The sequence below is a fragment of the Streptomyces virginiae genome (assembly GCF_041432505.1).
Classification (GTDB): Bacteria; Actinomycetota; Actinomycetes; order Streptomycetales; family Streptomycetaceae; genus Streptomyces; species Streptomyces virginiae_A.
On the sequence record NZ_CP107871.1, the window covers coordinates 6973952 to 6994500 of the forward strand.

At 74.1% G+C, this 20549-nt stretch carries 20 protein-coding genes; 15 read left to right on the forward strand and 5 right to left on the reverse strand.

Annotation, left to right across the window (positions count from 1 at the left end; translation table 11 throughout):
- The 4 genes from OG624_RS32265 (at position 1) to OG624_RS32280 (ending at position 4203) form a co-directional block, all read left to right on the forward strand.
- Positions 1–387: an Imm50 family immunity protein gene (locus tag OG624_RS32265; RefSeq protein WP_033220118.1), complete on the forward strand. Its 387-nt coding sequence runs from the start codon at positions 1–3 to the stop codon at positions 385–387.
- A gap of 255 nt (positions 388–642) precedes the next feature.
- Positions 643–1149, forward strand: coding sequence for a hypothetical protein (locus tag OG624_RS32270; RefSeq protein WP_033220117.1), 507 nt, complete (start codon positions 643–645; stop codon positions 1147–1149).
- Positions 1150–1267: 118 nt separating this feature from the next.
- Positions 1268–2167 (forward strand): arginase family protein, encoded by a 900-nt coding sequence (locus tag OG624_RS32275; RefSeq protein ID WP_371640112.1) that lies wholly within the window; start codon positions 1268–1270, stop codon positions 2165–2167.
- A 65-nt stretch (positions 2168–2232) separates the two neighbouring features.
- Positions 2233–4203: a DUF5107 domain-containing protein gene (locus OG624_RS32280; protein WP_371640114.1), complete on the forward strand. Its 1971-nt coding sequence runs from the start codon at positions 2233–2235 to the stop codon at positions 4201–4203.
- Here OG624_RS32280 and OG624_RS32285 read toward each other — a convergent pair.
- A complete protein-coding gene (locus tag OG624_RS32285) occupies positions 4193–4693 on the reverse strand; it encodes an LppU/SCO3897 family protein (RefSeq protein ID WP_371640115.1) in 501 nt (166 codons plus the stop codon). The genes OG624_RS32280 and OG624_RS32285 overlap by 11 nt on opposite strands.
- A 90-nt stretch (positions 4694–4783) precedes the next feature.
- Positions 4784–5644: a methyltransferase domain-containing protein gene (locus OG624_RS32290; protein ID WP_371640116.1), complete on the reverse strand. Its 861-nt coding sequence runs from the start codon at positions 5642–5644 to the stop codon at positions 4784–4786.
- 211 nt (positions 5645–5855) lie between these two features.
- On the opposite strand from OG624_RS32290, the gene OG624_RS32295 reads away from it, so the two are divergent.
- From OG624_RS32295 to OG624_RS32305, 3 genes are all read left to right on the forward strand, one after another.
- Positions 5856–6428 (forward strand): TIGR03086 family metal-binding protein, encoded by a 573-nt coding sequence (locus OG624_RS32295; RefSeq protein WP_033220111.1) that lies wholly within the window; start codon positions 5856–5858, stop codon positions 6426–6428.
- 233 nt (positions 6429–6661) lie between these two features.
- Positions 6662–7879: an aminotransferase class I/II-fold pyridoxal phosphate-dependent enzyme gene (locus OG624_RS32300; RefSeq protein WP_033220109.1), complete on the forward strand. Its 1218-nt coding sequence runs from the start codon at positions 6662–6664 to the stop codon at positions 7877–7879.
- Positions 7880–7913: 34 nt separating this feature from the next.
- On the forward strand, positions 7914–9089 hold the full coding sequence (locus tag OG624_RS32305; protein ID WP_371640117.1) for an MBL fold metallo-hydrolase: 1176 nt from the start codon (positions 7914–7916) through the stop codon (positions 9087–9089).
- Between the two features lie 19 nt (positions 9090–9108).
- Here the strand turns inward: OG624_RS32305 and OG624_RS32310 are convergent, their stop codons facing one another.
- Positions 9109–9570: a MarR family winged helix-turn-helix transcriptional regulator gene (locus tag OG624_RS32310; RefSeq protein WP_033220107.1), complete on the reverse strand. Its 462-nt coding sequence runs from the start codon at positions 9568–9570 to the stop codon at positions 9109–9111.
- Positions 9571–9816: 246 nt separating this feature from the next.
- Between OG624_RS32310 and OG624_RS32315 the strand changes: the two genes are divergently transcribed.
- The gene (locus tag OG624_RS32315) at positions 9817–10107 is read left to right on the forward strand and encodes a serine hydrolase (protein ID WP_266354093.1); all 291 of its coding nucleotides are present in this window, start codon (positions 9817–9819) and stop codon (positions 10105–10107) included.
- 12 nt (positions 10108–10119) lie between these two features.
- Entirely contained in the window at positions 10120–11067 is a 948-nt protein-coding gene (locus OG624_RS32320) for an SMP-30/gluconolactonase/LRE family protein (RefSeq protein WP_266354094.1), read from the forward strand.
- A gap of 51 nt (positions 11068–11118) precedes the next feature.
- Here OG624_RS32320 and OG624_RS32325 read toward each other — a convergent pair whose 3' ends face one another.
- Together OG624_RS32325 and OG624_RS32330 are read right to left on the reverse strand one after the other, a co-directional pair.
- A complete protein-coding gene (locus tag OG624_RS32325; RefSeq protein WP_266353881.1) occupies positions 11119–11748 on the reverse strand; it encodes a DedA family protein in 630 nt (209 codons plus the stop codon).
- On the reverse strand, positions 11745–12521 hold the full coding sequence (locus OG624_RS32330; protein ID WP_371640118.1) for an MBL fold metallo-hydrolase: 777 nt from the start codon (positions 12519–12521) through the stop codon (positions 11745–11747). Before OG624_RS32330 ends, OG624_RS32325 begins: the two co-directional genes overlap by 4 nt.
- A 284-nt stretch (positions 12522–12805) precedes the next feature.
- Here OG624_RS32330 and OG624_RS32335 point away from each other — a divergent pair, with 284 nt between their 5' ends.
- The 6 genes from OG624_RS32335 to OG624_RS32360 all read left to right on the forward strand — a co-directional run bounded on the left by OG624_RS32335 (position 12806) and on the right by OG624_RS32360 (position 20514).
- The gene (locus OG624_RS32335) at positions 12806–13210 is read left to right on the forward strand and encodes a hypothetical protein (protein ID WP_033220099.1); all 405 of its coding nucleotides are present in this window, start codon (positions 12806–12808) and stop codon (positions 13208–13210) included.
- A gap of 148 nt (positions 13211–13358) precedes the next feature.
- Entirely contained in the window at positions 13359–15560 is a 2202-nt protein-coding gene (locus OG624_RS32340; protein ID WP_371640119.1) for a phage holin family protein, read from the forward strand.
- Positions 15561–15635: 75 nt separating this feature from the next.
- The gene (locus OG624_RS32345) at positions 15636–17039 is read left to right on the forward strand and encodes an amino acid permease (protein WP_033220097.1); all 1404 of its coding nucleotides are present in this window, start codon (positions 15636–15638) and stop codon (positions 17037–17039) included.
- Between the two features lie 41 nt (positions 17040–17080).
- Positions 17081–17521, forward strand: coding sequence for an SRPBCC family protein (locus OG624_RS32350; protein WP_033220096.1), 441 nt, complete (start codon positions 17081–17083; stop codon positions 17519–17521).
- Positions 17522–17638: 117 nt separating this feature from the next.
- On the forward strand, positions 17639–18700 hold the full coding sequence (locus OG624_RS32355) for an ATP-binding protein (protein WP_033220095.1): 1062 nt from the start codon (positions 17639–17641) through the stop codon (positions 18698–18700).
- Positions 18697–20514, forward strand: a complete 1818-nt coding sequence (locus OG624_RS32360) for a vWA domain-containing protein (RefSeq protein WP_371640120.1) — start codon at positions 18697–18699, stop codon at positions 20512–20514. Before OG624_RS32355 ends, OG624_RS32360 begins: the two co-directional genes overlap by 4 nt.
- Positions 20515–20549 lie beyond the last annotated feature (35 nt).

Genomic DNA, 20549 nt, shown 5'->3' on the forward strand with positions numbered 1-20549 from the left:
ATGACTGCATCAAGCGACTGGTCAGAACTTCAGAGCTTGTACGGTGCCGAGTCCATGCCGGACCTGGACACCTGCCGGTTTTTTTACGTCCACATGGACGAGCGCGATGGCTCGGTCACCTTCGGATTCGAGACCCAGGAAATGCCGGAACATCCGAAATCGGCATGGAAGGAGCAGGAGTACAACACTCTCTGCTTCTGGATCGAATTCACTGATGTGGCCGACCTTCGAGTGTCTGGAATTCGTGCGGAGGCGGAGCGTGCGGTTCTGATCACCGACGGAGATGTCCTTCGGGTCTCGGTGGAGAGCGACACCCGCTCGATCGCCTTCTCCGCCGGCTCGTTGCGGGTCTCGCACAGTGAGGTGTACCTGCAGGGAGCCCTGTAGCGGCCGGGTCGTCGGGGGTTCGTACGCTGGGCGGAATGAGCTTTTCGAGCCGGCTGCGGGAGGCGACGGCGTGTTCCACGCCGAGGCCCTCGCCGAGCGCCGGCTCGGGCGCTACGGACCGGCCGCGTGGGCAGGACCGCCCGGACGGGTGGGTTCGAAGGGCTGTCGCGCTCCAACGAGAAAGCCGTACGAAACGATCGGGGACCCACCGACGCGATCAGGAAGGGTCCTGACCCTTCCCACCGGGGGACAGTCATGAGAAGCAACGACAAGATGAGCAGGCTGCTGGCGGAGTTGCCCGCCGGGGAACTCACGGTCGACGACGTCCCGCCCATGTTCCGCGAGGTGGCGGCCGAGGGCTGGTCGTACACGCCCAACGGGGCCCGGGTGTTGAGCGGCCTCGTGCCCGAGTTCACCGGTTCGTACGTCGACGTGCTCCAGGAGGAGACGTCGATCAACGGACGAGGCATGACCGACCACGACCTTCCGGCGGCGGAGCCCGAACGGACCGGCCCCCTCCTCAGGCGATGCCTGGCCTATGCGTTCGCCTGTCTCGTCGAGGCGGAACGGAGGTTCGGGGACCGGGACGTGCGGGCGTACCTCATCCTTTCCCTCGGCGGGGCGCACGACGACCTCCTGACGGCCACCGTCACCTTCTGCACGCACCGCCCGAATATCGCGCCCTACATACGCGACATCGAGAACGTCCAGGACGCGGCCGTAGCGGAACTCACCTCGGCCGATCGAGGTTCGTGGTGCTGACGCCTGTCGCACGGCTGTGCCTGCACGGGGTGGATCGGATGGACCGACCATGCGGCCCGGTGCGGCTGCGCCGGGGAAATGCCGGGCTCCGCGGGGGCGCATCGCACAGGATGAAGGCATGCGAACCCTCGTGCTTCTCGACGCCCCCTCCAACCTCGGGCTGCGTCCGCCCGCGCCCGGCACCGTACCGGGTGTCTACAAGCTCGCCGGTGCCCTGCGCGAGCAGGGCCTGCTCGCCCGGCTCGGTGCCGTCGAGGGCGGGGTGGTGGTGCCGCCGCGCTACGACCGCGGGGACTGGCGGGAGGGTGACGGCGTGTTCCACGCCGAGGCCCTCGCCGCGTACACCGTCACCCTCGCCGACCGGATCGAACGACACCTGCGCGCCGGGGAGTTCCCCGTCGTGCTCGGCGGCGACTGTTCCGTCCAGCTCGGCGCGGCTCTCGCCATGCGCCGCCTCGGGCGCTACGGGCTGGCCGCGATCGACGGCTCCGCCGACTTCCGCCACCCCGGCAACGAGGCCGTGAACGGGCCCGTCGGCGCCGCCGGCGGCGAGGAGCTGGCCCTCTCCACCGGCCGCGGCCAGGCGGATCTCGCCGACCTGGAGGGGCGCGGTCCCTATCTGCGCGACGAGGACGTACGGCTGTTCGGGCTGCGCGACGGCGACGCGGACCTCGCCGAGCTGCGCGCGGCCCGGATCTCGGTGGCCACCGTCGGGGACATCCGCCGACGCGGCGCCGGACCGGTGGCCCGGGCGGCGCTGGACGGGCTGCACCCGCCGGACACCGCCGGGTTCTGGGTGCACCTGGACGCCGACGTGCTGGACCCGAGCGTCATGCCGGCCGTGGACAGTCCCGACCCCGGAGGTCTGCTCCCCGACGAACTCGCCGAACTGCTCGCCGTCCTGGTGGGCTCGCCGCGCTGCGCCGGGCTCAACGTCACGATCTACGACCCGGACCTGGATCCGGACGGGCGTGCGGGTGCCCTCCTCGCCGACCTGGTCGCGGGCGCCTTTGCGTAATCCTGACCGGTGGTGATCCGCGGAACCCCTGTGCACCGGCCGCCGTGGCGTGTTCCATTTCCTTCATGGCCACCACCGTCCGACGCGCCGTACTGACCCTCCCCGCCGCCCCGTTGGGCGCGGACAACCCGCTGCCCGCCCTGCGCGCGCCCGACGAGGCGCACACCCTGGACGAGCGTGCGCGCGAAGGGATGCCGCGCGACATGGCGCGGCAGATCGGCTACGAGCCACTGCGTTCCCTACTGCCCGTACGGATCCGCGACGGGTACGGACGGCGGCGCGCGGAGCGGGAGTTCGAGTCGATCGTCATCGAGAACGACCACCTGCGGGTGACCGTGCTCCCGGGCCTCGGCGGGCGCGTCCACTCGCTCGTGCACCTGCCCACCGGGCGGGAACTCCTCTACCGCAACCCGGTGTTCCAGCCCGCCAACTTCGCGCTCAACGGAGCCTGGTTCTCCGGCGGCATCGAGTGGAACACCGGCGCGACCGGGCACACCACCCTGTCCTGCGCCCCGGTGCACGCCGCGCTCGTCCCGGCCCCGGACGGGGGCGTGATGGTCCGGCTGTGGGAGTGGGAGCGGCTGCGCGACCTGCCCTTCCAGGTGGACCTGTGGCTGCCGCAGGACTCGGAGTTCCTCTACGTCGGCGTCCGCGTCCGCAATCCGCACGAGCGGCCCGCCCCCGTGTACTGGTGGTCCAACATCGCCGTCCCGGAGGACGCGGGCACGCGCGTGCTCGCCCCCGCCGACGAGGCCTGGCACTTCGGCTACGAGCGGGCCCTGCGCCGCATCCCCGTACCGGAGTGGGAGGGTACGGACCGCACGTACCCGCTGCGCGGCGAGTATCCGGCCGACTTCTTCTACGAGGTCCCGGACGGGGCCAGGCCCTGGATCGCCTCCCTGGACGCCGCCGGGCACGGGCTCGTGCAGACCTCCACCGCGCGGTTGCGCGGGCGCAAGCTGTTCGTGTGGGGCGCGGGCGGCGGCGGCCGGCGTTGGCAGGAGTGGCTGACGGAGCCGGGCACGGGCGGTTACGCGGAGATCCAGGCGGGGCTGGCCCGGACCCAGCTGGAGCACGTACGGCTGGAGGGCGGGGCGGAGTTCAGCTGGCTGGAGGCGTACGGGCCGCTGGCGGCGGAGCCGGCGCAGGTGCACGGCGCGGACTGGGCGGCGGCCCGCGGCGCGGCCGAGGGCGCGCTGGACGCCGTACTGCCCCGGGAGCGGGTGGAGGCGGCGTACGAGGCGTGGCGCGGCAGCGCCGACACCGAGCCGGGGGAGCGGCTGGCCCGGGGCACGGGCTGGGGCGCGCTGGAGCTGCTGTGCGGGCGCTTCGAACTGCCCGGCACCCCCTTCGGGGAGGACCTGCTCGAGGAGGAGCAGGAGCCGTGGCTCCAGCTCTGGCGCACGGGCGCCCTGCCGGCGCCGCGCCGGGTGGTCCCGCCGGGGCCGAGCCTGGTCGCCCCGCACTGGCGGGACATGTTGGAGACGGCCCCGGCGGATCCGCTGACGGAGTACCACCTGGGCGTGGCCCAGTGGCATGCCGGGGACGTGGCCCAGGCGGTGCGCAGTTGGGAGCGCGGGCTGGCGCTGGCCCCCTCGCGGTGGCCGCTGCTGCGGTGCCTGGCGATGGCGGACGCCCTGGCGGGCGACGCGGCGCGGGCGGCCGACGGGTTCGCGGCGGCCTTCGAGGACCTGGCCGTGGAGAGTCGTGGCGGCGAGCCGTGGTCCGCCGCGGAGTCGGCGCTCGGCCAGGAGGCGATGGTCGCCCTCCTCGCGGCGGGCCGGCTGCCCGAGGCCCGGGCCGTCTGGGACCGGCTGCGGCCCGCCCTGCGTGAGCAGGGCCGCTTCCGGCTCCTCGCGGCCCGGCTGCTCGCGGCCGAGGGCCATGTGCGGGCGGCCCGTCGGGTCTTCGAGGACGGGTTCGAACTCCCGGACCTGCGGGAGGGTGAGGAGACCCTGGCCGAAGTCTGGTCCTCCCTCACCGACTGCCCGCTGCCCGCGCGTTACGACTTCCGGATGCGGCCGCCTACTTCTTGATCTTGTCGATGCAGAGCACGAACTTCTTGCCCGAGGAGCGCCGGCCGCCGCTGCTCTGCTCCTGGTAGCCGATGTCGGAGACGTTCTCGCACTTGGCGGTGTCCAGCGTGTCCTGGTGCACCTGGACCACCTTGTACTCGGCGGTGGCGCCGCCGCACTCGACCACCTGCAGGTCGGGCGAGATCTGGGTCCCGTTGTTCTTCAGGCAGTCGCCGGCCTTGGCGTGGTCGGCGTCGTCCTGGCCCAGGAAGTAGCCCACGCCGACGGCGATGAGGACGGCCACAACACCGATGATCTTGAGGATCTTCAGGACGCCCATGCCCCCACGCCGGGCGGGCGGCGCCGGCGGAGCGGCCCACTGCTGGGGCCCCTGCCCCTGTCCCGGCGGCGGCTGCTGTCCGTACGGGCCGGGCTGGCCGGGCTGTCCGTAGGGGCCGGGCTGTCCGGGCTGGGCGTACGGGTTGGTGCCTGGCTGGGGCGGCTGGGTCATGGGTGTGTCCCCCGATGTGCGTGACGCGTTCATTGACGTGCGCACGCTATATCAAGCCACCGACACTCCCACAGTCGAGGCCCTACCGCGTCAGGCCCGGCACAGGATCTCGGCGTTCAGGACCGAGAACCACGCGTCGGGGTCCGCGCCCCAGGCGTGCCAGGCCTCGGCGACCGCCGCCAGTTCCGCGTCCGTCGTGTGGCCGCCGCCGGTGGCGTTGGCCGCGTAGGCGGAGGCTTGCGTGCGGTCCGCCCACAGGGTCGACCACCAGGCGGTTTCCTCCGGGGTGGCGAAGCACCAGGCGCTCGCCGAGGAGGCCACGTCGGTGAAACCGGCCTGCCGGGCCCAGGCCCGCAGGTGGCGGCCCGCGTCCGGTTCGCCGCCGTTGGCGCGGGCCACCCGCCGGTACAGATCCAGCCAGCCGTCCAGGCCCGGCGTGGCCGGGTACCAGGTCATCGCCGCGTAGTCGGCGTCGCGCGCGGCCACGATCCCGCCCGGCCGGCAGACCCGCCGCATCTCGCGCAGCGCCCGTACCGGATCGCCGACGTGCTGCAGCACCTGGTGGGCGTGGACCACGTCGAAGGAGTCGTCCGGGAAGTCCAGCGCGTGGACGTCCGCGGTGGCGAAGGACACGACATCGCCCAGGTCGCGTGCGGCGGCGTGCGCGCGAGCCTGTTCCAGGACGTCCTCGGCGGCGTCGACGGCGGTGACATGGCCGCCCGGTGCGACCAGTTCCGCCAGGTCCGCGGTGATGGTGCCCGGGCCGCAACCGACGTCCAGCACCCGCATCCCCGGGCGCAGCTCGCCGATCAGGTACGCGGCGGAGTTCTCGGCGGTGCGCCAGCGGTGGGAGCGCAGCACCGATTCGTGGTGGCCGTGCGTGTAGACGGCGGTCTCCTTGGCGGTCCCCTCGGCGGCTTCCGCGGCGGCGGTTCCCCTGGCGTCGGTCATGACCGGCCCCCTCCTCGTTTCCTCGTCGAAGCGTTGGTCGAAGCGTCGGTCCCACCGTAGACGATCAGTTCGTCATCTGAGATCGCCGTTTTGTTATGTGGACAGAAGGCTTGTGCGCCAAGGGGATCGAGTGGGGCGGTGGCAGGGTGATGGAGGTGCGAGGAGAGTGGCTGCAGGGGGCACATCTTCATGGCGGAGGGCGGTGAGGGTCATGACGGACGCGCTGCTCGAACGGCACGCCGAGGCGCTGAGGCTCTTCGGTGAGCGGGTCCGCGACATCCGCGGCGACCAGTGGGGAGCGCCGACCCCGTGCACGGAGTGGAACGTGCGGGAGCTGGTCAACCACGTCACCGCGGAGCAGCTCTGGATCCCGCCGTTGGTCGCCGAGGGGCGGACCGTCGAGCAGCTGGAGGGCAGCTTCTCCGGGGACGTGCTGGGCGACGACCCGGTCGCGGCCTGGGACCGGGCCTCGGCCGCCGCGCACGCCGCCTTCGCCGCGTCCGGCGCGCTGGATCGGACCGTGCGGCTGTCGTACGGTCCCGCGCTCGGATCGGCGTACTGCTCGGAGCTGACCGCCGACTGTGTCGTGCACACCTGGGACCTCGCCCGGGGCATCGGCGCCGCGGACCGACTGCCCGACAGCCTCGTCGAGTTCTCGATCAAGGAGATCATGCCGTACGCCGACGGGCTCGCGGCCAGTGGTCAGTACGCCGAGCCGGTGGAGGTCCCGGCGGGGGCGGACGCGCAGACCAGGCTCCTCGCGATGGTCGGGCGCAAGGGCTGACGCGCCGCCGGGCGGGCATCCCGCGATTCCGCATCCCCTGTTCCGCTTCCGCGAGCCGCGAGCCGCGAGCCGCGAGCCGCGAGCCGCGAGCCCGCGTCCCGTACAACAGGCGTACCGCCTCAAATAATCGTATAAAGGTCAGGTCTGGCGGGGTGTCGTGCGGCAGCGCGGGGCTTCGCGGAGCCCGGCGGGCCGGGCAGGGCGAGCGCGGAAGGCGGGAAGCGGTGGCGGGGATGCAGCGCACGGCGGCGGAGGGCCGTGGCCCGGTCCGGTACGGCCCACCCGCCCCCCAGCCCGGCCTGCCCGTACTCCCCGAACTGGTCTCCGTCCTCGCCGCGGCCGCGGGACGCGCCGCCCCCGAACCCCCTGGCGGCGGCGAGGCCCTACGGGAGGCCGCCTGCCGACACTGGGGGCGACGCGGGCTCCCCACCGCCCCCGAGAACGTGGCCGCGGGACCCGGGGCCCCCGCGCTGCTCCTGGCCCTGCTCGGGGCGTACGGGGGAGACGTGATGCTGCCCCGGCCCTGTCCCGCGTGGTGGACCCCGCAGGTCCGGCTGCTGGGCCGGCGGGCCTACCACGTGCCGACCCCGGCCGAGTGCGGCGGCGTACCCGACCCCTACGCCTTGCTGGAGACGGTACGACGGGTGCGCGCCGAGGGCGGTGACCCGCGCGTGCTGCTGCTGTCGGTCGCCGACGACCCCACCGCGACCGTGCCGCCGCCCGAGATGGTGCGCGAGGCCTGCGAGGCCGCCGAATCCGCCGGACTGTTCGTCGTCAGCGACGAGAGCTGGCGTGACACCGTCCACCGGCCCCACGACACCCTGGTCCTGAGCCCCGCCGAGATGCTCCCCGAGCAGGCGGCCGTCCTCGTCGACCTGTCCGGGTCGATGCTGCCGGCCGGCTGGCCCGCCGCCGTCGCCCGCTTCCCCGACACCCCGCGCGGGACCTGGCTGCGCGCCCGTACCCTCGACGTCCTCACCGCCACCGGAGCGATGGTCGCCGGCCCCGTCGCGGGGGCCGCCGCGCACGCCCTCGACGAACCCGACGCCGTCACCGGGCGCGCGTACGCCGCCGCCACCTTGCACGGCGTGGTGGCCACCGAGGCGCACCGGCGACTGCTCGCGGCCGGGGCCCTGGCCCGGCCCCCCCAGGCCGGCCGGCACCTGTACGCCGACCTCACCCCGCTGCGCGCCGGCCTCGCCCGGCACGGGGTCGGCGACGCCATGGAACTGGAGGACTGGCTCGGCGGCCGGCTCGGCGCGCCCACGCCCGGCGGGCAGCGGTTCGCCGACGAACTGGGCGCGCTGCGCGTGCGGTTGTCCACCGGGCCGCTGTTGGGCGCCACCCCGCAGGAGCGGCTGGCGGCGCTCACCGCCCGCGATCCGCTCGCGCTCCCGCACGTACGCGACTCCCTGGAACTCCTCGGATCAGTCCTGGCCGGGCTGGCCTGACCGCCACCCGACCCCGGTGAACGGAGACTTCGCGATGAGGGACCGGACGGACGCCCCCGCCCCCGCCCCCTCCGCCCCCGTGGTGCCGCTACGGCCCGCCGCCACCCGCCACCCGGCGCCCCGACCGCAGGAACCGGGACCCGAGCCGGGACCCGAGCGGGAACCCGGGCCGGAGCGTGCCCGCGCGCCGCGCCCGCTCGGTGAACACCGCCGGTGGCCGCGCTCCTTCGCGGACCGGCTGACCACCCCGCTCCCCGGGGTCCGCGCCTACGCCCGGCTCGCCCGTGAGGGCGCCTTCCGGCCCGGCCCCGAAGGGCTGCGCGGCATTCCCGACCTGCCGTACGAGCCCGGCCCGTTGCCCCCCGTGCCGCCCGGCGGCCTCTGCGTCACCTGGGTCGGACACGCCGGCTGGGTACTGCGGATCGGCGGGTTGACCGTGCTGACCGACCCGGTCTGGTCCCGGCGGATCCTGGGCACCCCGGCCCGGATGACGCCGGTCGGGGTGCGCTGGGAGGACCTGCCGCCGGTGGACGCGGTGGTGATCAGCCACAACCACTACGACCACCTCGACGCCCCCACCCTCAAGCGGCTGCCCCGGCACACGCCCCTCTTCGTACCGGCGGGCCTGGCCGGTTGGTTCCGCCGCCGCGGCTTCACCCGCGTCACCGACCTCGACTGGTGGGAGTCCGCCGAACTGGGCCACGTACGCTTCGAGTTCGTCCCCGCCCATCACTGGTCGAAGCGGTCGCTGATCGACACCTGCCGGTCCCTGTGGGGCGGCTGGATCCTCACCGAAACCCTGGGCGCGGCGCCGCGGAAGCTCTACTTCGCGGGTGACACCGGCTACGGGCACTGGTTCGGCGAGATCGGCCGCCGGCACCCCGGCATCGACCTCGCCCTCCTGCCCGTCGGCGCGTACGCCCCACGCTGGTGGCTCGGCGACGTCCACGCCGACCCGGAGGAAGCCGTCCGGGCCCACCTCGACCTCGGCGCCCGCCGGATGGCACCCATGCACTGGGCCACCTTCGTCCTCTCCGCCGAGCCGGTCATGGAGCCCCTGCACCGCACCCTGGCCGCCTGGTCCGGGGTCGGCCTGCCCCGCGAGGACCTCTGGGACCTGCCGATCGGCGCCTCCCGCACCCTGGCCCCGGAACCGGCCGGGTCCGGGGACGGAGGCGAGGACGGGCCGAAGGTGGCAGGGGAGGCGTGACGCGGCTCCGTCGGCCGGCTCAGTGGTGCCAGGCCCGGCCGCCCACGTTGTGGACGAACCGCTGCAGAACCTTCAGGGTGATCAGGTACTCCTCGTCGGAGATCCCCGCGTGCCGCTCGTCCCACAGGTCACCCTGGAGGGTCGCGGCCTTGTCGTAGAACTCCCGCCCCTCGGGAGTCAGTTCCAGGCGCCCCGCGCCGTCCTGGGTGATCCAGCCCCGGACGACGACGGTGTCCAGCTCCTCGGACAGCGTCTCCTCGCCCACCGCGAGGTAGCCCCGCAGGGTCGCGGTCAGCTCGTCCCGGGTCCTGACCTCGTCGCCCGCCAGGGCGACCCGGGCCAGGATCCACCACTGAGGCTGGGTGGTACCGAGCTCGGCGAGGGCGCCGCGGGTGCGGTTGACGACCGCGTCGTAGGCGGCCCAACTCCAGTAGCCGATGGGCTGGCGGATCAGTTCGGCGTCATCGTGCGAGTACTCCATGGTGGATCGACTCCCCGTCGGCGGTGCGGTGCGCCGAGGCGCGCTGCGGTGTGGTGTGGTGTGGCGCGTCGTGGTGTGGTGCGCTGAGCAAGACCCTATGAACTCAAGTGCACTTGAGGTCCAGCCCCGGCGGAACCCGTCCCGATTCCGCCCCCCCCCGCGAGCGCGGAGTGGGGGGTGACCACGCAGGTGGAGCGGGCGCGCCACCGGGGTGCCGGGGGTGGTCGCCCTTGATGAAATGCCCTGCTGGGCCTCGTCGCCGAGAAGGCCGGCGGCCGCCCGCTCGCCCAGCAGGTCCGGGAGCGCCTGTTCACCCCGCTGGGCCTCGCACGGCCGGACCACGGCCCAGGCCATGCTGCCCACCCTCCTCGACCAGATCTACACCGGCCTCGACCTCCCCGCGGTCTGACCTCGCCCCGGGCATACGAGTGGCCGACGGCCGCTGTGATGGCGTGGCTCCCGCGCCGACGGCGGAGGCTTCCTAGGGTCGGCGGGGGTCGGCACCGGGCCGGCCGATCGTCCGGATCGGGTGGGTGAGTCGTGGAACGCATGACGGCCGAGTCAGGAACGCGAGAGGCCCCGGCCGCCCGGCGGTGGCCCCGACGGCTGGCCGCCGCGGTGGCCCTGCTGATGCTCTGCGCGCTCCCCGCGGGCGCCGCGGGAGCTGCGGGCGCCGCGCGGCCCGGTGACGTACGGTCGCCCGCCGGCCCGCCCCTGTACGTGTCCGACTACGGCAACAACCGCGTGGTGTCCCTGCCCGCCGACGGCGGGGACCAGAGCACCGTCCCCCTCGACGGCCTGGTCCGGCCGACCGGCATGGCCTGGGACGCCGCGGGCCGCCTCTACGTCTCCGACACCGGCAACAACCGGGTCCTCGTGCTGCCCCCGAACGGCGGGGAACAGGCCGTCGTACCCACCGTCGACCTGTCGCGCCCGCTGGGGCTCGCCGTCGACCCGGCCGGGAACCTCTACATCGCCGACAGCTTCAACGACCGGATCGTCACGGTGCCGGCCGGCGGCGGGACCCAGACGACCGTCCCCACCACCGGGCTGTTGCACCCCTGGGGGCTGGCGTGGGCGCCCGGCGGGCAGTTGTACGTCTCCGACTTCGTCAACGACCGCGTCGTCAAGGTGGCCGTGGACGGGAGCGGCCAGACCACCGTGCCCACCACCGGCCTCTCCCAGCCGACCGGACTGGCCCTGAACGCCGCCGGTGACCTCTACGTCGCCGACAGCGGCAACAACCGCGTGGTGAAGTTGGCCGCGGGCAGCGGTGCGCAGAGCACCGTGCCCGTCACCGGCCTCAACTCCCCGTTGGGCCTCGCCCTCGACGGCTTCGGCAACCTCTACGTGGCCGACGGCTTCAACAACCGGGTGGTACGGGTCCGCGAGACGGGCGACGGACAGGTCACGCTCGCCTTCACCGGCCTCGACACGCCGACGGGGCTCTCCTTCCCGCCGGCCGCCGCGCGACCGGGACACGGCGCGGGCCGGTAGCGGCCGCCGGGCGTCGGCCGGAGCCCGTTCGCGGCTTCGGCCGGGGCCCGTTCACGGCTTCGGCCACAGCCGGCGCCACAGCGGGGGCCCCGCGCTGACCGCGAGGGCCAGACCGACCGCCAGGGCCACGCCCTTCCAGGGCTCCGCGAAGAGCGTGCCGCCCAGGATGCCGATCAGGCCGTACGTCGCCGCCCAGGCCAGGCAGGCCGGGGCGTCGCCGCGGGCGAAGCGGCGCAGCGGCATCTGCGCCAGGAGACAGGCCAGCATCACGGGGATCCGGCCCGCCGGGACCAGCCGCGACAGGACCAGGACCAGGACCCCGTGCTCGTCGAGCCGCGTCCGCGCCTGCTCCAGCCGATCCGGTGTGGCCCGGCCGCGCAGCGTCTCCAGCCACCGCGAGCCGCCCCGTGAGCGCACCCCGCGCTGCCCGAGCCAGTACAGCGTCATGTCCCCGGTGAACGCCGCCACCGCCGACACGGCGAACACCAGCAGCACCCCGTAGGGCGGCGACTGGTGATGGAAGGCCACCACCGCCGCCGAACTCACCAGCGCACCCGTCGGGATGACGGGTACCAGCGCACCCAGCGCCACCAGCAGGAACAGCGCCGGGTACCCGACCGCCTGTTGGGTGCTCTCCGGTGGGACCTGCCCGGCGGCCGCCGCGAGCTCGCGCCAGGTCACGGCAGCCGCACCCGCTCGCCGTGCCGCGGCACCCGGACGGTCACCTTGGGCGCCAGTCGCCGCGCGAGCCGCTCGAACTCCTCGCCCGGCGCGTGGAATTCGTGCGGCCGTACCGCGTCCATCCCGACGGGCCAGTACGTCCCGTAGTGCACCGGAACCGCTGCCGCGGGCGCCAGCCGGGCCAGCGCCTGCGCCGCACGCCCCGCGTCCAGGTGCCCCGGGCCGAGGTAAGGGCCCCAGCCGCCCACCGGCAGCAGGGCCACGTCCACCGGCCCGACCTCCTCGGCCATCGTGTCGAACAGTCCGGTGTCCCCGGCGAAGTAGGTCCGCGCCGCGCCCCGCACCACGTACCCGAGCGCCGGGCACAGGCGCGGCCCGAACGGCAGCCGCCGCCCGTCGTGCCGTGCGCCGACCGCCCGGACCCGTAGGCCGTCCCGTACGGGAACCTCCTCGCCCGGCACCACCTCCGTCACGGCCAGCCCGCGCAGCCCGGCGACGCGCGCCAGCCCCGGCACGGCCCGGCGCGCCCCGCGCGGCACGAGCAGTCGGGTGCCGGGCGCGAGCCGTGCCAGCGACGGCAGATGCAGGTGGTCGGCGTGCAGATGGGAGATCAGCACCACGTCGGCGGCCGCCGCCTCGGGCGGAGGGAGCGCCCCGCGCCGCCGCCGCAGGTGCGCGAGCCGCCGGGAGAACAGCGGGTCCGTGAGCAGCCGGACCCCGGAGTCCTCGACGGTGCACGTGGCATGACCCCACCAGGTGATCTCCACCGGCACCCGGCCTCCCTCCTCCCGCCTCGTTCACGAGCCTAGGGGGTGTCTTCCCGGTCAGCGCGGGCTCGCGGCGGCCGGCACCGCGCCTCGCCGCGTTGTCCTCGGTCGGCGACGCTCCGCGTCGCCTCCCTCGTCCGCCTTGCGATGCACGGCGCCGACCACCGCTCCCTGATCCACCCTGACCGGCAAGACACCCCCTAGGTGGTGTCTTCCCCGCGCGGCCGCTCGGAATCGGATCTCGGCCGTCCCCTCCTCTACGCGGGAGTATCGGAGTAGGGTCCGGCGGCATGGAAGAGTTGCGCGTGGCCGCGATCACCAGCCTGGCCCCGCTCGAAGACCTCGACGCCGACCCCTTCGCCGTGGACACCCGCGGCCAGCACGCCATGTGCGCCCGCTGGGCCGCCGACCGGGGCTACGTCGTGACGAGGCAGTTGCTGGTCTACGGGCTGCGCGCCGACCACTGCGGGCTCTGGTCCGACGTCGACACCGGGCAGGTCGACCTCTTCGTCGCCGCCAACCCCCGGGTGCTGGCCCGCGCGCTGCGCTCCGTCGAGGAGTTCACCGCCGAGTGCGAGCGGCGCGGCGTACGGCTGGAGACGGCCGGGGGCGAGGAGCCCCGGTACACCTCGGCGATGAAGGCCGAGGTGCACCGCCGGCTGTCCATGCCGACCGCCGGCTACGACGGCACCTGACGCCCGACGCCTGGCATCTGCGCTCCGGACATCCGACCCGCCCCGACCCGCCCGCCTCGCACCCCTGTGCGCCTGCCCCTTCGCCCGACCGGGCGCGCCGGGCTGTGCGAGCCTGGAAGGCGGGAGCGGGCTCGCGGGAGGTGGCGGCGTGGGGCGAGGACGGTGGCGGACCGCAGGCAGTGCCCTGGTGCGGGTGCTCCTGGTGTGGGCCGTGTCCACCCTCACGATGCTCGCCCTGGCCGGGATCCTGCCGGACTTCCGGCTGCAGTCCGACGACGGCGACAGCATCACGCAGATCGGGCTGACCGCCGCCTGGGCCGCCGGCGCCTTCGGCCTGCTGAGCGCGCTGGTCTGGCCGGTGCTCGTCCGCGCCCTGCTGCTGGTGCCCGCGCTGGTGCTCGGGCTGCTCGTCTTCTTCCTCAACGGCTCGCTCCTGCTGATCGCGCTCAGCCTGATCCCGGACGGCCGGAGCGAGGTGGCCCCCGAGACCGCGGTGGTCGTCGCCGCCGTGATGTCCGCGGTGGCGTCGGCGACCTCCACCGCCCTCGCCGTGCGCGACGACGAGGCCTACCGGCGGCGGCTCTACCGGCTCGCCGACCGGCGCCGCCGCAGGCAGGGCCGGACGGGCCCGGCCAGGGAGGGCGAGGCCCCGCCGGGCCTGCTCATGCTCCAGTTGGACGGGGTGGGGTACGAGGAGTTGCGCCGCGCGTGCGCCGACGGGTTGATCCCCACGGTGGCCGGGCTGCTGGACCGCAGCCACCGCGCCCGCTCCTGGCGTACGGACTGGTCGAGCCAGACCGGTGCCAGCCAGCTCGGCATCCTGCACGGCTCCACCTTCGATGTGCCGGCCTTCCGCTGGTACGAGAAGGACACCGGCGAGGTGATGGTCTGCAACCGGCCGACCAGCGCCGCCGAGCTGCAGCGGCGGGCCGTCGGGCGCACCGGGGACGGCGGACTGCTCACGCTGGACGGGGCGAGCCGGGGCAACCTGTTCAGCGGCGGAGCCGACCAGCTGGCGCTGGTGCTGTCGGTCTCGGCCCGGCGGGGCCGGGCCAACCGGTCCCGCGCGGGCTACTTCGCGTACTTCTCCGATCCGGCCAACGCCGTCCGTACGGCCGGGTCCTTCGTGGCCGAGGTGGTCCGGGAGGTCGTCCAGTCGCTGCGGGCGCGGATCCGCGGGGACCGGCCGAGGGTGTCGCGCGGCGGGCTGTACCCACTGATCCGGGCCTTCGCGACCGTGGTCGAACGGGACGTTGTCGTCGCGGCGGTGATCGGCGACATGCTCGCCGGGCGCTCCGCGGTCTACGCCGACCTGGTGGCCTACGACGAGGTCGCGCACCACTCGGGGCCGCGCGGCCGGGACACCGACCGGGTGCTGCAGCGCCTGGACCGCAGCCTCGCGCTGATCGTCCGGGTCGCCGAGCACGCGCCGCGCCGGTACCGGATCGTGCTGCTCTCCGATCACGGCCAGAGCCCGGGGGAGACCTTCCTCGGACGGTACGGGCTGACCCTCAAGGACCTCGTCCGCGCGGGCTGCGGACTGCCGGTCTCGCGCCGGGCCGGCCGGACCCCTAGCGGGGCCGAGGCCCGGGCGGCCGTCCTCGCGGCGCTCCACCGGCCGGTGGAGGAGGGCCAACAGGCGCATCCGGGGCCGGGTTCCGATCCGGTGGTCCTGGCTTCGGGCAACCTCGCCCTGATCTCCTTCCCGAACATCCCCGGCCGGGCTTCGCGGGCCCGCGTCGAGCGTGCGCACCCCGCCCTGCTCGCCACCCTGGCGAACCATCCGGGCGTGGGGTTCCTGCTGGTGGACGGGGTGGTGCTGGGCCGGGACGGAAGGGCGGCCCGGCTGGACGTCCCGGGGGAGGCGGAGGAACTGCTGGCTCCCTTCGGCCCGGGCGCCGCGGAGGCCGTCCGCCGGACCGACACCTTCCCGCACGTGGCGGACGTGATGGTGAACTCGGCGTACGACCCGCGGACGGGCACGGTGCACGCCTTCGAGGAGCAGATCGGCTCGCACGGCGGGCTGGGCGGGGAGCAGGGGCACCCGTTCCTGATGTGGCCCACGGAACTGTCGGACCCCGAGGAGGAACTGACCGGGGCGGAGGCGGTGCACGCCGTGCTGCGGCGCTGGTTGCGGGAGGCGGACGGGCCACAGGTACCGGTGGCCGCGGCGGCGCCCGAGGCGGTCGGTGGGCCGGTGGCCGTGCCGGCGAGCGAGGCGGTCACCGTGCCTGCGGTCGAGGAGGTCGGCGAGCCCGTGGGGCCGCCGCTGGAGGAAACCCCGCCCGGCGACGGAAATAACGGAAGCCTTCCTTCCGCAGGGGTGCCCGCGCGGGACGAAATCCGCTGATTTTGTGCCGCATTCGCGGTGGTCAACCATGTGTTGACCTGACCAGCATGTGAGACATCCAGAGGCGCACCACCGATGACCAGCACCGCAACCCTGCCCGCCGAGGCCGCCGCAGCCCCCGAGCGCGGCCGCGACCCCCACGCACGCCGCTTCGGCCTCCCCGTCGCGACCTGCCTGGTCATGGGCAACATCATCGGCGGTGGCATCTTCCTCCTCCCCGCCTCGGTCGCCCCCTTCGGCACCATCAGCCTCGTCGCCTTCGCCGTCCTCACCGCCGGGGCCATCGCCCTCGCCCTGGTCTTCGGCCGGCTCGCCGAACGCCACCCGCAGACCGGTGGCCCCTACGTCTACGCCCGCGCCGCCTTCGGCGACTTCGCCGGCTTCCTCGCCGCATGGAGCTACTGGATCACCGCCTGGGTCTCGAACGCGGCCCTGGCCGTGGCGGCCGTCGGCTACCTCACGGTTCTGTTCCCCGCCGCGGGCGAGCACAAGTGGTCCATGTGCCTGGCCGCCCTCGCCGTCCAGTGGCTCCCGGCCCTCTCCAACCTGGCGGGCACCCGCTACGTCGGCGCGGTCCAAGTCGTGGCCACCGTACTGAAGTTCGCCCCGCTGCTCCTGGTCGCCGTCGGCGGGCTGTTCTTCTTCGACCCCGCCAACCTCGGCCCCTTCCGGGCCACCGACCAGAGCGCGGCCGGCGCCGTCTCCGCCTCCGCGGCGATCCTGCTCTTCAGCTACCTCGGCGTCGAGTCCGCCACCGTCAGCGCCGGCGAGGTCCGTGACCCGGCCCGCAACGTCGGCCGGGCCACCGTCCTCGGCACGGTCGGCGCCGCCACCGTGTACCTGCTCGGCACCGTCGCCGTCTTCGGCCTGGTCGCCCACGACCGGCTTGTCTCCTCCACCGCCCCCTTCACCGACGCCGTCAACGCCATGTTTTCCGCAGACGGAGGGGCCGGTGGTACGTGGGGCGGCACCGTGGTCGCCTGCGCCGCCGTGATCTCGATGCTCGGCGCCCTCAACGGCTGGACCCTGCTCAGCGCGCAGACCCCGTACGCCGCCGCCAAGGACGGGCTCTTCCCGAAGGCCTTCGAGACGAAGAGGCGCGGCGTCCCCGTCGTCGGCGTGATCGTCACCGTCGCCCTCGCCTCCGCCCTCACCGTCTACAACTACACGGCCGGAAGCCAGGGCGTCTTCGAGAGCCTCGTCCTGATCACCACCTTCACGGCGACCGTGCCCTACCTGCTGGCCACCGCCGCGCAGATCTACTTCCTGCTCTCCGGGCAGCGCGAGCGGGTCCACCCCGGCCGGCTGGCCCGCGACGGCGTCCTCGCCGCCCTCGCCTTCGGCTTCTCGATGTGGCTGGTCGCCGGCTCCGGCTACGCGGCCGTCTACCAGGGCGTGCTCTTCCTCTTCGCCGGTGTCCTCGTGTACGCCGCCATGTCCGCCAGGAAGCACCGCGCCGCCGCGTCCCCCGCGGAGTAGCGTGGAAGAAGGGGCCGGCCAGGGGGCGCCAAGGAACCGCCATGTCCGCGATGAGGAAGAGCATCGACATCGACCGCAGGCCCGAGGACGTCTACTCGTACCTGACGGACCCCACACACCTGCCGGAGTGGCAGGACAGCGCCGTATCCGCCGTCCCGATCGGCGATCTCCCCGTGCACGTCGGTTCGAGGATCCTCGTCACCCGGCAGATCGGGCGCCGGAGGGTCCCCACGACCATGGAGTTCGTGGAGCTCGACCCGCCGCGGAGCTGGCACGTGCACGGGATCGACGGACCGGTACGACCCGATGTGCGCGGCACCATCGAACCCCTCGACGGCGGTACCCGCTCCCGCGTCACCCTGGACGTCGACTTCGAGGGCCACGGCGTGGGCCGGGCCCTCGTCCCCCTCGTGGTGCGGCCCATGGTCCGCAAGGAGATGCCCCGGGGCGAGGAGAAGCTCAAGCACCTCCTCGAAACCTGAGCCCTCGCGGCACCTGAGCCCCGCGGACGGGCGAGAAAACCGGATGCCCCGGGCCGTGCGGTGCGGCGACACTGGCCGCACCACACACCCGCCACACCCCCGAGGACATCCACGCCCGTGCAGGCTGCCGTCACCGTCACCCCCGCCCAGATCCCCGAACTGCTGCTCGGCCTCGCCACCGTCCGGCCCGTGTTCCTCTGGGGGGCTCCCGGCATCGGAAAGTCCTCGCTCGTCAGGAAGTTCGCCGATTCGCTCGGGCTGGAGTGCGTCAGCCTGCTCGGCACCCAGCTCGCCCCCGAGGACCTCATCGGCGTCCCACAGATCCGTGACGGCCGGTCCGTCTTCTGCCCGCCGGAGGCCATCGCCCGCGACGAGCCGTACTGCCTCTTCCTCGACGAGCTCAACGCCGCGAGCCCGGACGTCCAGAAGGCCTTCTACTCGCTGATCCTCGACCGCCGGATCGGCTCCTACGAGCTCCCGGCCGGCTCCATCGTCATCGGCGCGGGCAACCGGGCCACCGACAACGCGCTGGCCCGGCCGATCGCCTCCGCCCTGGTGAACCGCCTCACCCACGTCCACCTCCAGGCGTCCGCGCAGGACTGGCTGGTCTGGGCCGGCGAGCACGGCATCCACCCCTGGGTCATCGACCACCTCACCGACCGCCCCGACCACCTCTGGTCGCAGCCGCCCAAGACGGAGGAGCCCTTCTCCACCCCGCGCTCCTGGCACATGCTCTCCGACGCCCTGCACTCCTTCGGGCCGGACCTCGACGAGCAGACCCTCAAGGTGATCGCGCACGGCACCCTCACCCCCGCGCACGCCGTCTCCTTCTGCGGTTACGCCAAGATCGTGCGGCACAGCCACGGCATCGAGGCGATCATGAAGGGTGACGCCTCCTGGCCCACCCGCCTCGCCGACCGCGACCTGCTCTACTACCTCGCCGAGGCCTTCCGGGGCCGCCTGGTCAAGGAGCTGCCCGCGCGCCGCGAGCACGTCTCGCCCGCCCTGCGCCAGACCGCGTACCGGGCCAAGGCGCTGCTGGTCCAGCTCGCCGAGATCTCCGTGGAGGTGGCGCAGACCGTCATCGCCGACGACGCCGACGGCCTGCCCGTGCTGCCCTCCTGGTTCCTCGTGGAGGCCGCCCGGGACATGCCGCGGCTGGTGGAGGCCCGCCGGTGAGTGCCGGACGACCCCGGCCGAAGAAGAAGACGCAGCCCGACCCCGCCGCCCAGGCCTTCGCCGAAGGGCTCGCCCTGGTCAAGCGGAACCCGGCCCTCGCCGCCGTCGGCGGGAGCGTGTGCGACCAGCCGAAATGCCCCGGGACCCCGGCAGCGGGCCTGGTCGCCGTGGATTCCAACGGCGTCCTCCACGTCCGCTCCGGCCTGCGCGCCGAGGCCGGCGCCTGGGCCTGGGCCCTCGCCCACGCCCTGCTCCACCTCGGCTTCGGCCATGTGCCGGCCGCGGCCGACCGGGACCGCGTGCAGCCCGACCGCTTCGACCTCGCCGCCCGCTGCGCCGTCGTCAACCGCTTCCTGCTGACCCAGCCGTCCGTCCGGCCCCCGGACGACCTCCCGGCCGAGTACCCCGGCGGCGACGAGGAACTGCTCGCGGCCCGCTGGCGCCGGGACGGCATCCCCGCCGCCCACGCGCTCTGCGGCACCGCCGGGGACCACCCGGACCAGCTCCTGGTCACCTGGCACGCCTGGAACTCCACCCCGGTCCCCGACTGGGAGACCGCCTTCGCGCACGCCCTGACCCGCAGCGTCTCCGCCGCCATGGAGGTCGCCGGCGGGCGCCGCGACCGGGTCACGGGGGAACGCGTGGCGCAGCGCCCGTGGGACCGCGCCCTGAACTGGTTCGTCTCCTCGTACCCGCTCCTCGGCGGCCTGGCCGGCGGCCTGAAGATCGTCGCCGACGCCGAGCTCGCCCGCGCCCAGGGCATCGACATCGCCGCGGTCAGCGCCACCGCCGGGGAGATCTACGTCAACCCGCTGCGCACCTTCGAGGACGAGGAATGGCGGTTCATCCTCGCGCACGAGATGCTGCACGCCGCCCTGCGCCACGGCGAACGCCGCGGCGCCCGGGACCCGTACCTGCACAACGTCGCCGCCGACTACGTGGTCAACGGCTGGCTCGTCGAGATGGGCGTCGGCGAGATGCCCGCCGGGCTGCTGCACGACCCGGAGCTGAAGGACCTCTCCGTCGAGGAGGTCTACGACCGGATCACCACCGACCTGCGCCGGATGCGCCGCCTCGCCACCCTGCGCGGCAAGGGCCGCGGGGACATCCTGGGCGAGCCGCTGCCCCACCCGGGCAGCGCCCCGTACACCGACCTGGACGAGTTCTACCGGCGCGGCCTGGTCCAAGGCTTCGACCTGCACACGTACGGGGAGCGCGGCCTGCTGCCCGCCGGGCTGATCCAGGAGATCCGGGCCCTGGCCCACCCGCCCGTGCCCTGGGACGCCCGGCTCGCCCGCTGGTTCGACGCGTACGTGCCGCGCCCCGAGGCGGTACGGACCTTCGCGCGCCCGGCGCGCCGCCAGGCGTCCACCCCGGACATCCCGCGGGCGGGCCGGTACTTCCCGCCCGAGGAGATCGCCCGCTGCACCTTCGGCGTGGTCCTCGACACCTCGGGATCGATGAGCGCCACCCTGCTCGGCAAGGCGCTGGGCGCGATCGCCTCGTACGCGCAGGCCCGTGACGTGCCGGCGGCGCGCGTCGTCTTCTGCGACGCGGCGCCCTACGACGCGGGCTATCTGCCCCCGACCGAGATCGCGGGCCGGGTACGGGTCCGCGGGCGCGGCGGCACCGAGCTGCAGCCGGGCATCGACCTGCTGCACCGGGCGGAGGACTTCCCGCCCGGGGCGCCGGTCCTGGTGATCACGGACGGCTGGTGCGACACCCTGCGGATCCGGCGCGAGCACGCCTACCTGATCCCGCAGGGCGCCTCCCTGCCGTTCACCCCGAAGGGTCCCGTCTTCCGCCTGACCTGACCTGGCCCGACCTGAGCGGACGCAGAACGCCCCCG

Bases quoted from the DNA above. Each gene is read 5' to 3' on its own strand.
- OG624_RS32310 (WP_033220107.1), bottom strand. From the start codon at position 9,570: ATGGAGTACTCGCACGATGACGCCGAACTGATCCGCCAGCCCATCGGC.
- OG624_RS32280 (WP_371640114.1), top strand. From the start codon at position 2,233: ATGGCCACCACCGTCCGACGCGCCGTACTGACCCTCCCCGCCGCCCCG.
- OG624_RS32305 (WP_371640117.1), top strand. From the start codon at position 7,914: ATGAGGGACCGGACGGACGCCCCCGCCCCCGCCCCCTCCGCCCCCGTG.
- OG624_RS32290 (WP_371640116.1), bottom strand. From the start codon at position 5,644: ATGACCGACGCCAGGGGAACCGCCGCCGCGGAAGCCGCCGAGGGGACC.
- OG624_RS32285 (WP_371640115.1), bottom strand. From the start codon at position 4,693: ATGACCCAGCCGCCCCAGCCAGGCACCAACCCGTACGCCCAGCCCGGA.
- OG624_RS32265 (WP_033220118.1), top strand. From the start codon at position 1: ATGACTGCATCAAGCGACTGGTCAGAACTTCAGAGCTTGTACGGTGCC.
- OG624_RS32270 (WP_033220117.1), top strand. From the start codon at position 643: ATGAGAAGCAACGACAAGATGAGCAGGCTGCTGGCGGAGTTGCCCGCC.
- OG624_RS32275 (WP_371640112.1), top strand. From the start codon at position 1,268: ATGCGAACCCTCGTGCTTCTCGACGCCCCCTCCAACCTCGGGCTGCGT.
- OG624_RS32345 (WP_033220097.1), top strand. From the start codon at position 15,636: ATGACCAGCACCGCAACCCTGCCCGCCGAGGCCGCCGCAGCCCCCGAG.
- OG624_RS32295 (WP_033220111.1), top strand. From the start codon at position 5,856: ATGACGGACGCGCTGCTCGAACGGCACGCCGAGGCGCTGAGGCTCTTC.
- OG624_RS32350 (WP_033220096.1), top strand. From the start codon at position 17,081: ATGTCCGCGATGAGGAAGAGCATCGACATCGACCGCAGGCCCGAGGAC.
- OG624_RS32320 (WP_266354094.1), top strand. From the start codon at position 10,120: ATGACGGCCGAGTCAGGAACGCGAGAGGCCCCGGCCGCCCGGCGGTGG.
- OG624_RS32335 (WP_033220099.1), top strand. From the start codon at position 12,806: ATGGAAGAGTTGCGCGTGGCCGCGATCACCAGCCTGGCCCCGCTCGAA.
- OG624_RS32300 (WP_033220109.1), top strand. From the start codon at position 6,662: ATGCAGCGCACGGCGGCGGAGGGCCGTGGCCCGGTCCGGTACGGCCCA.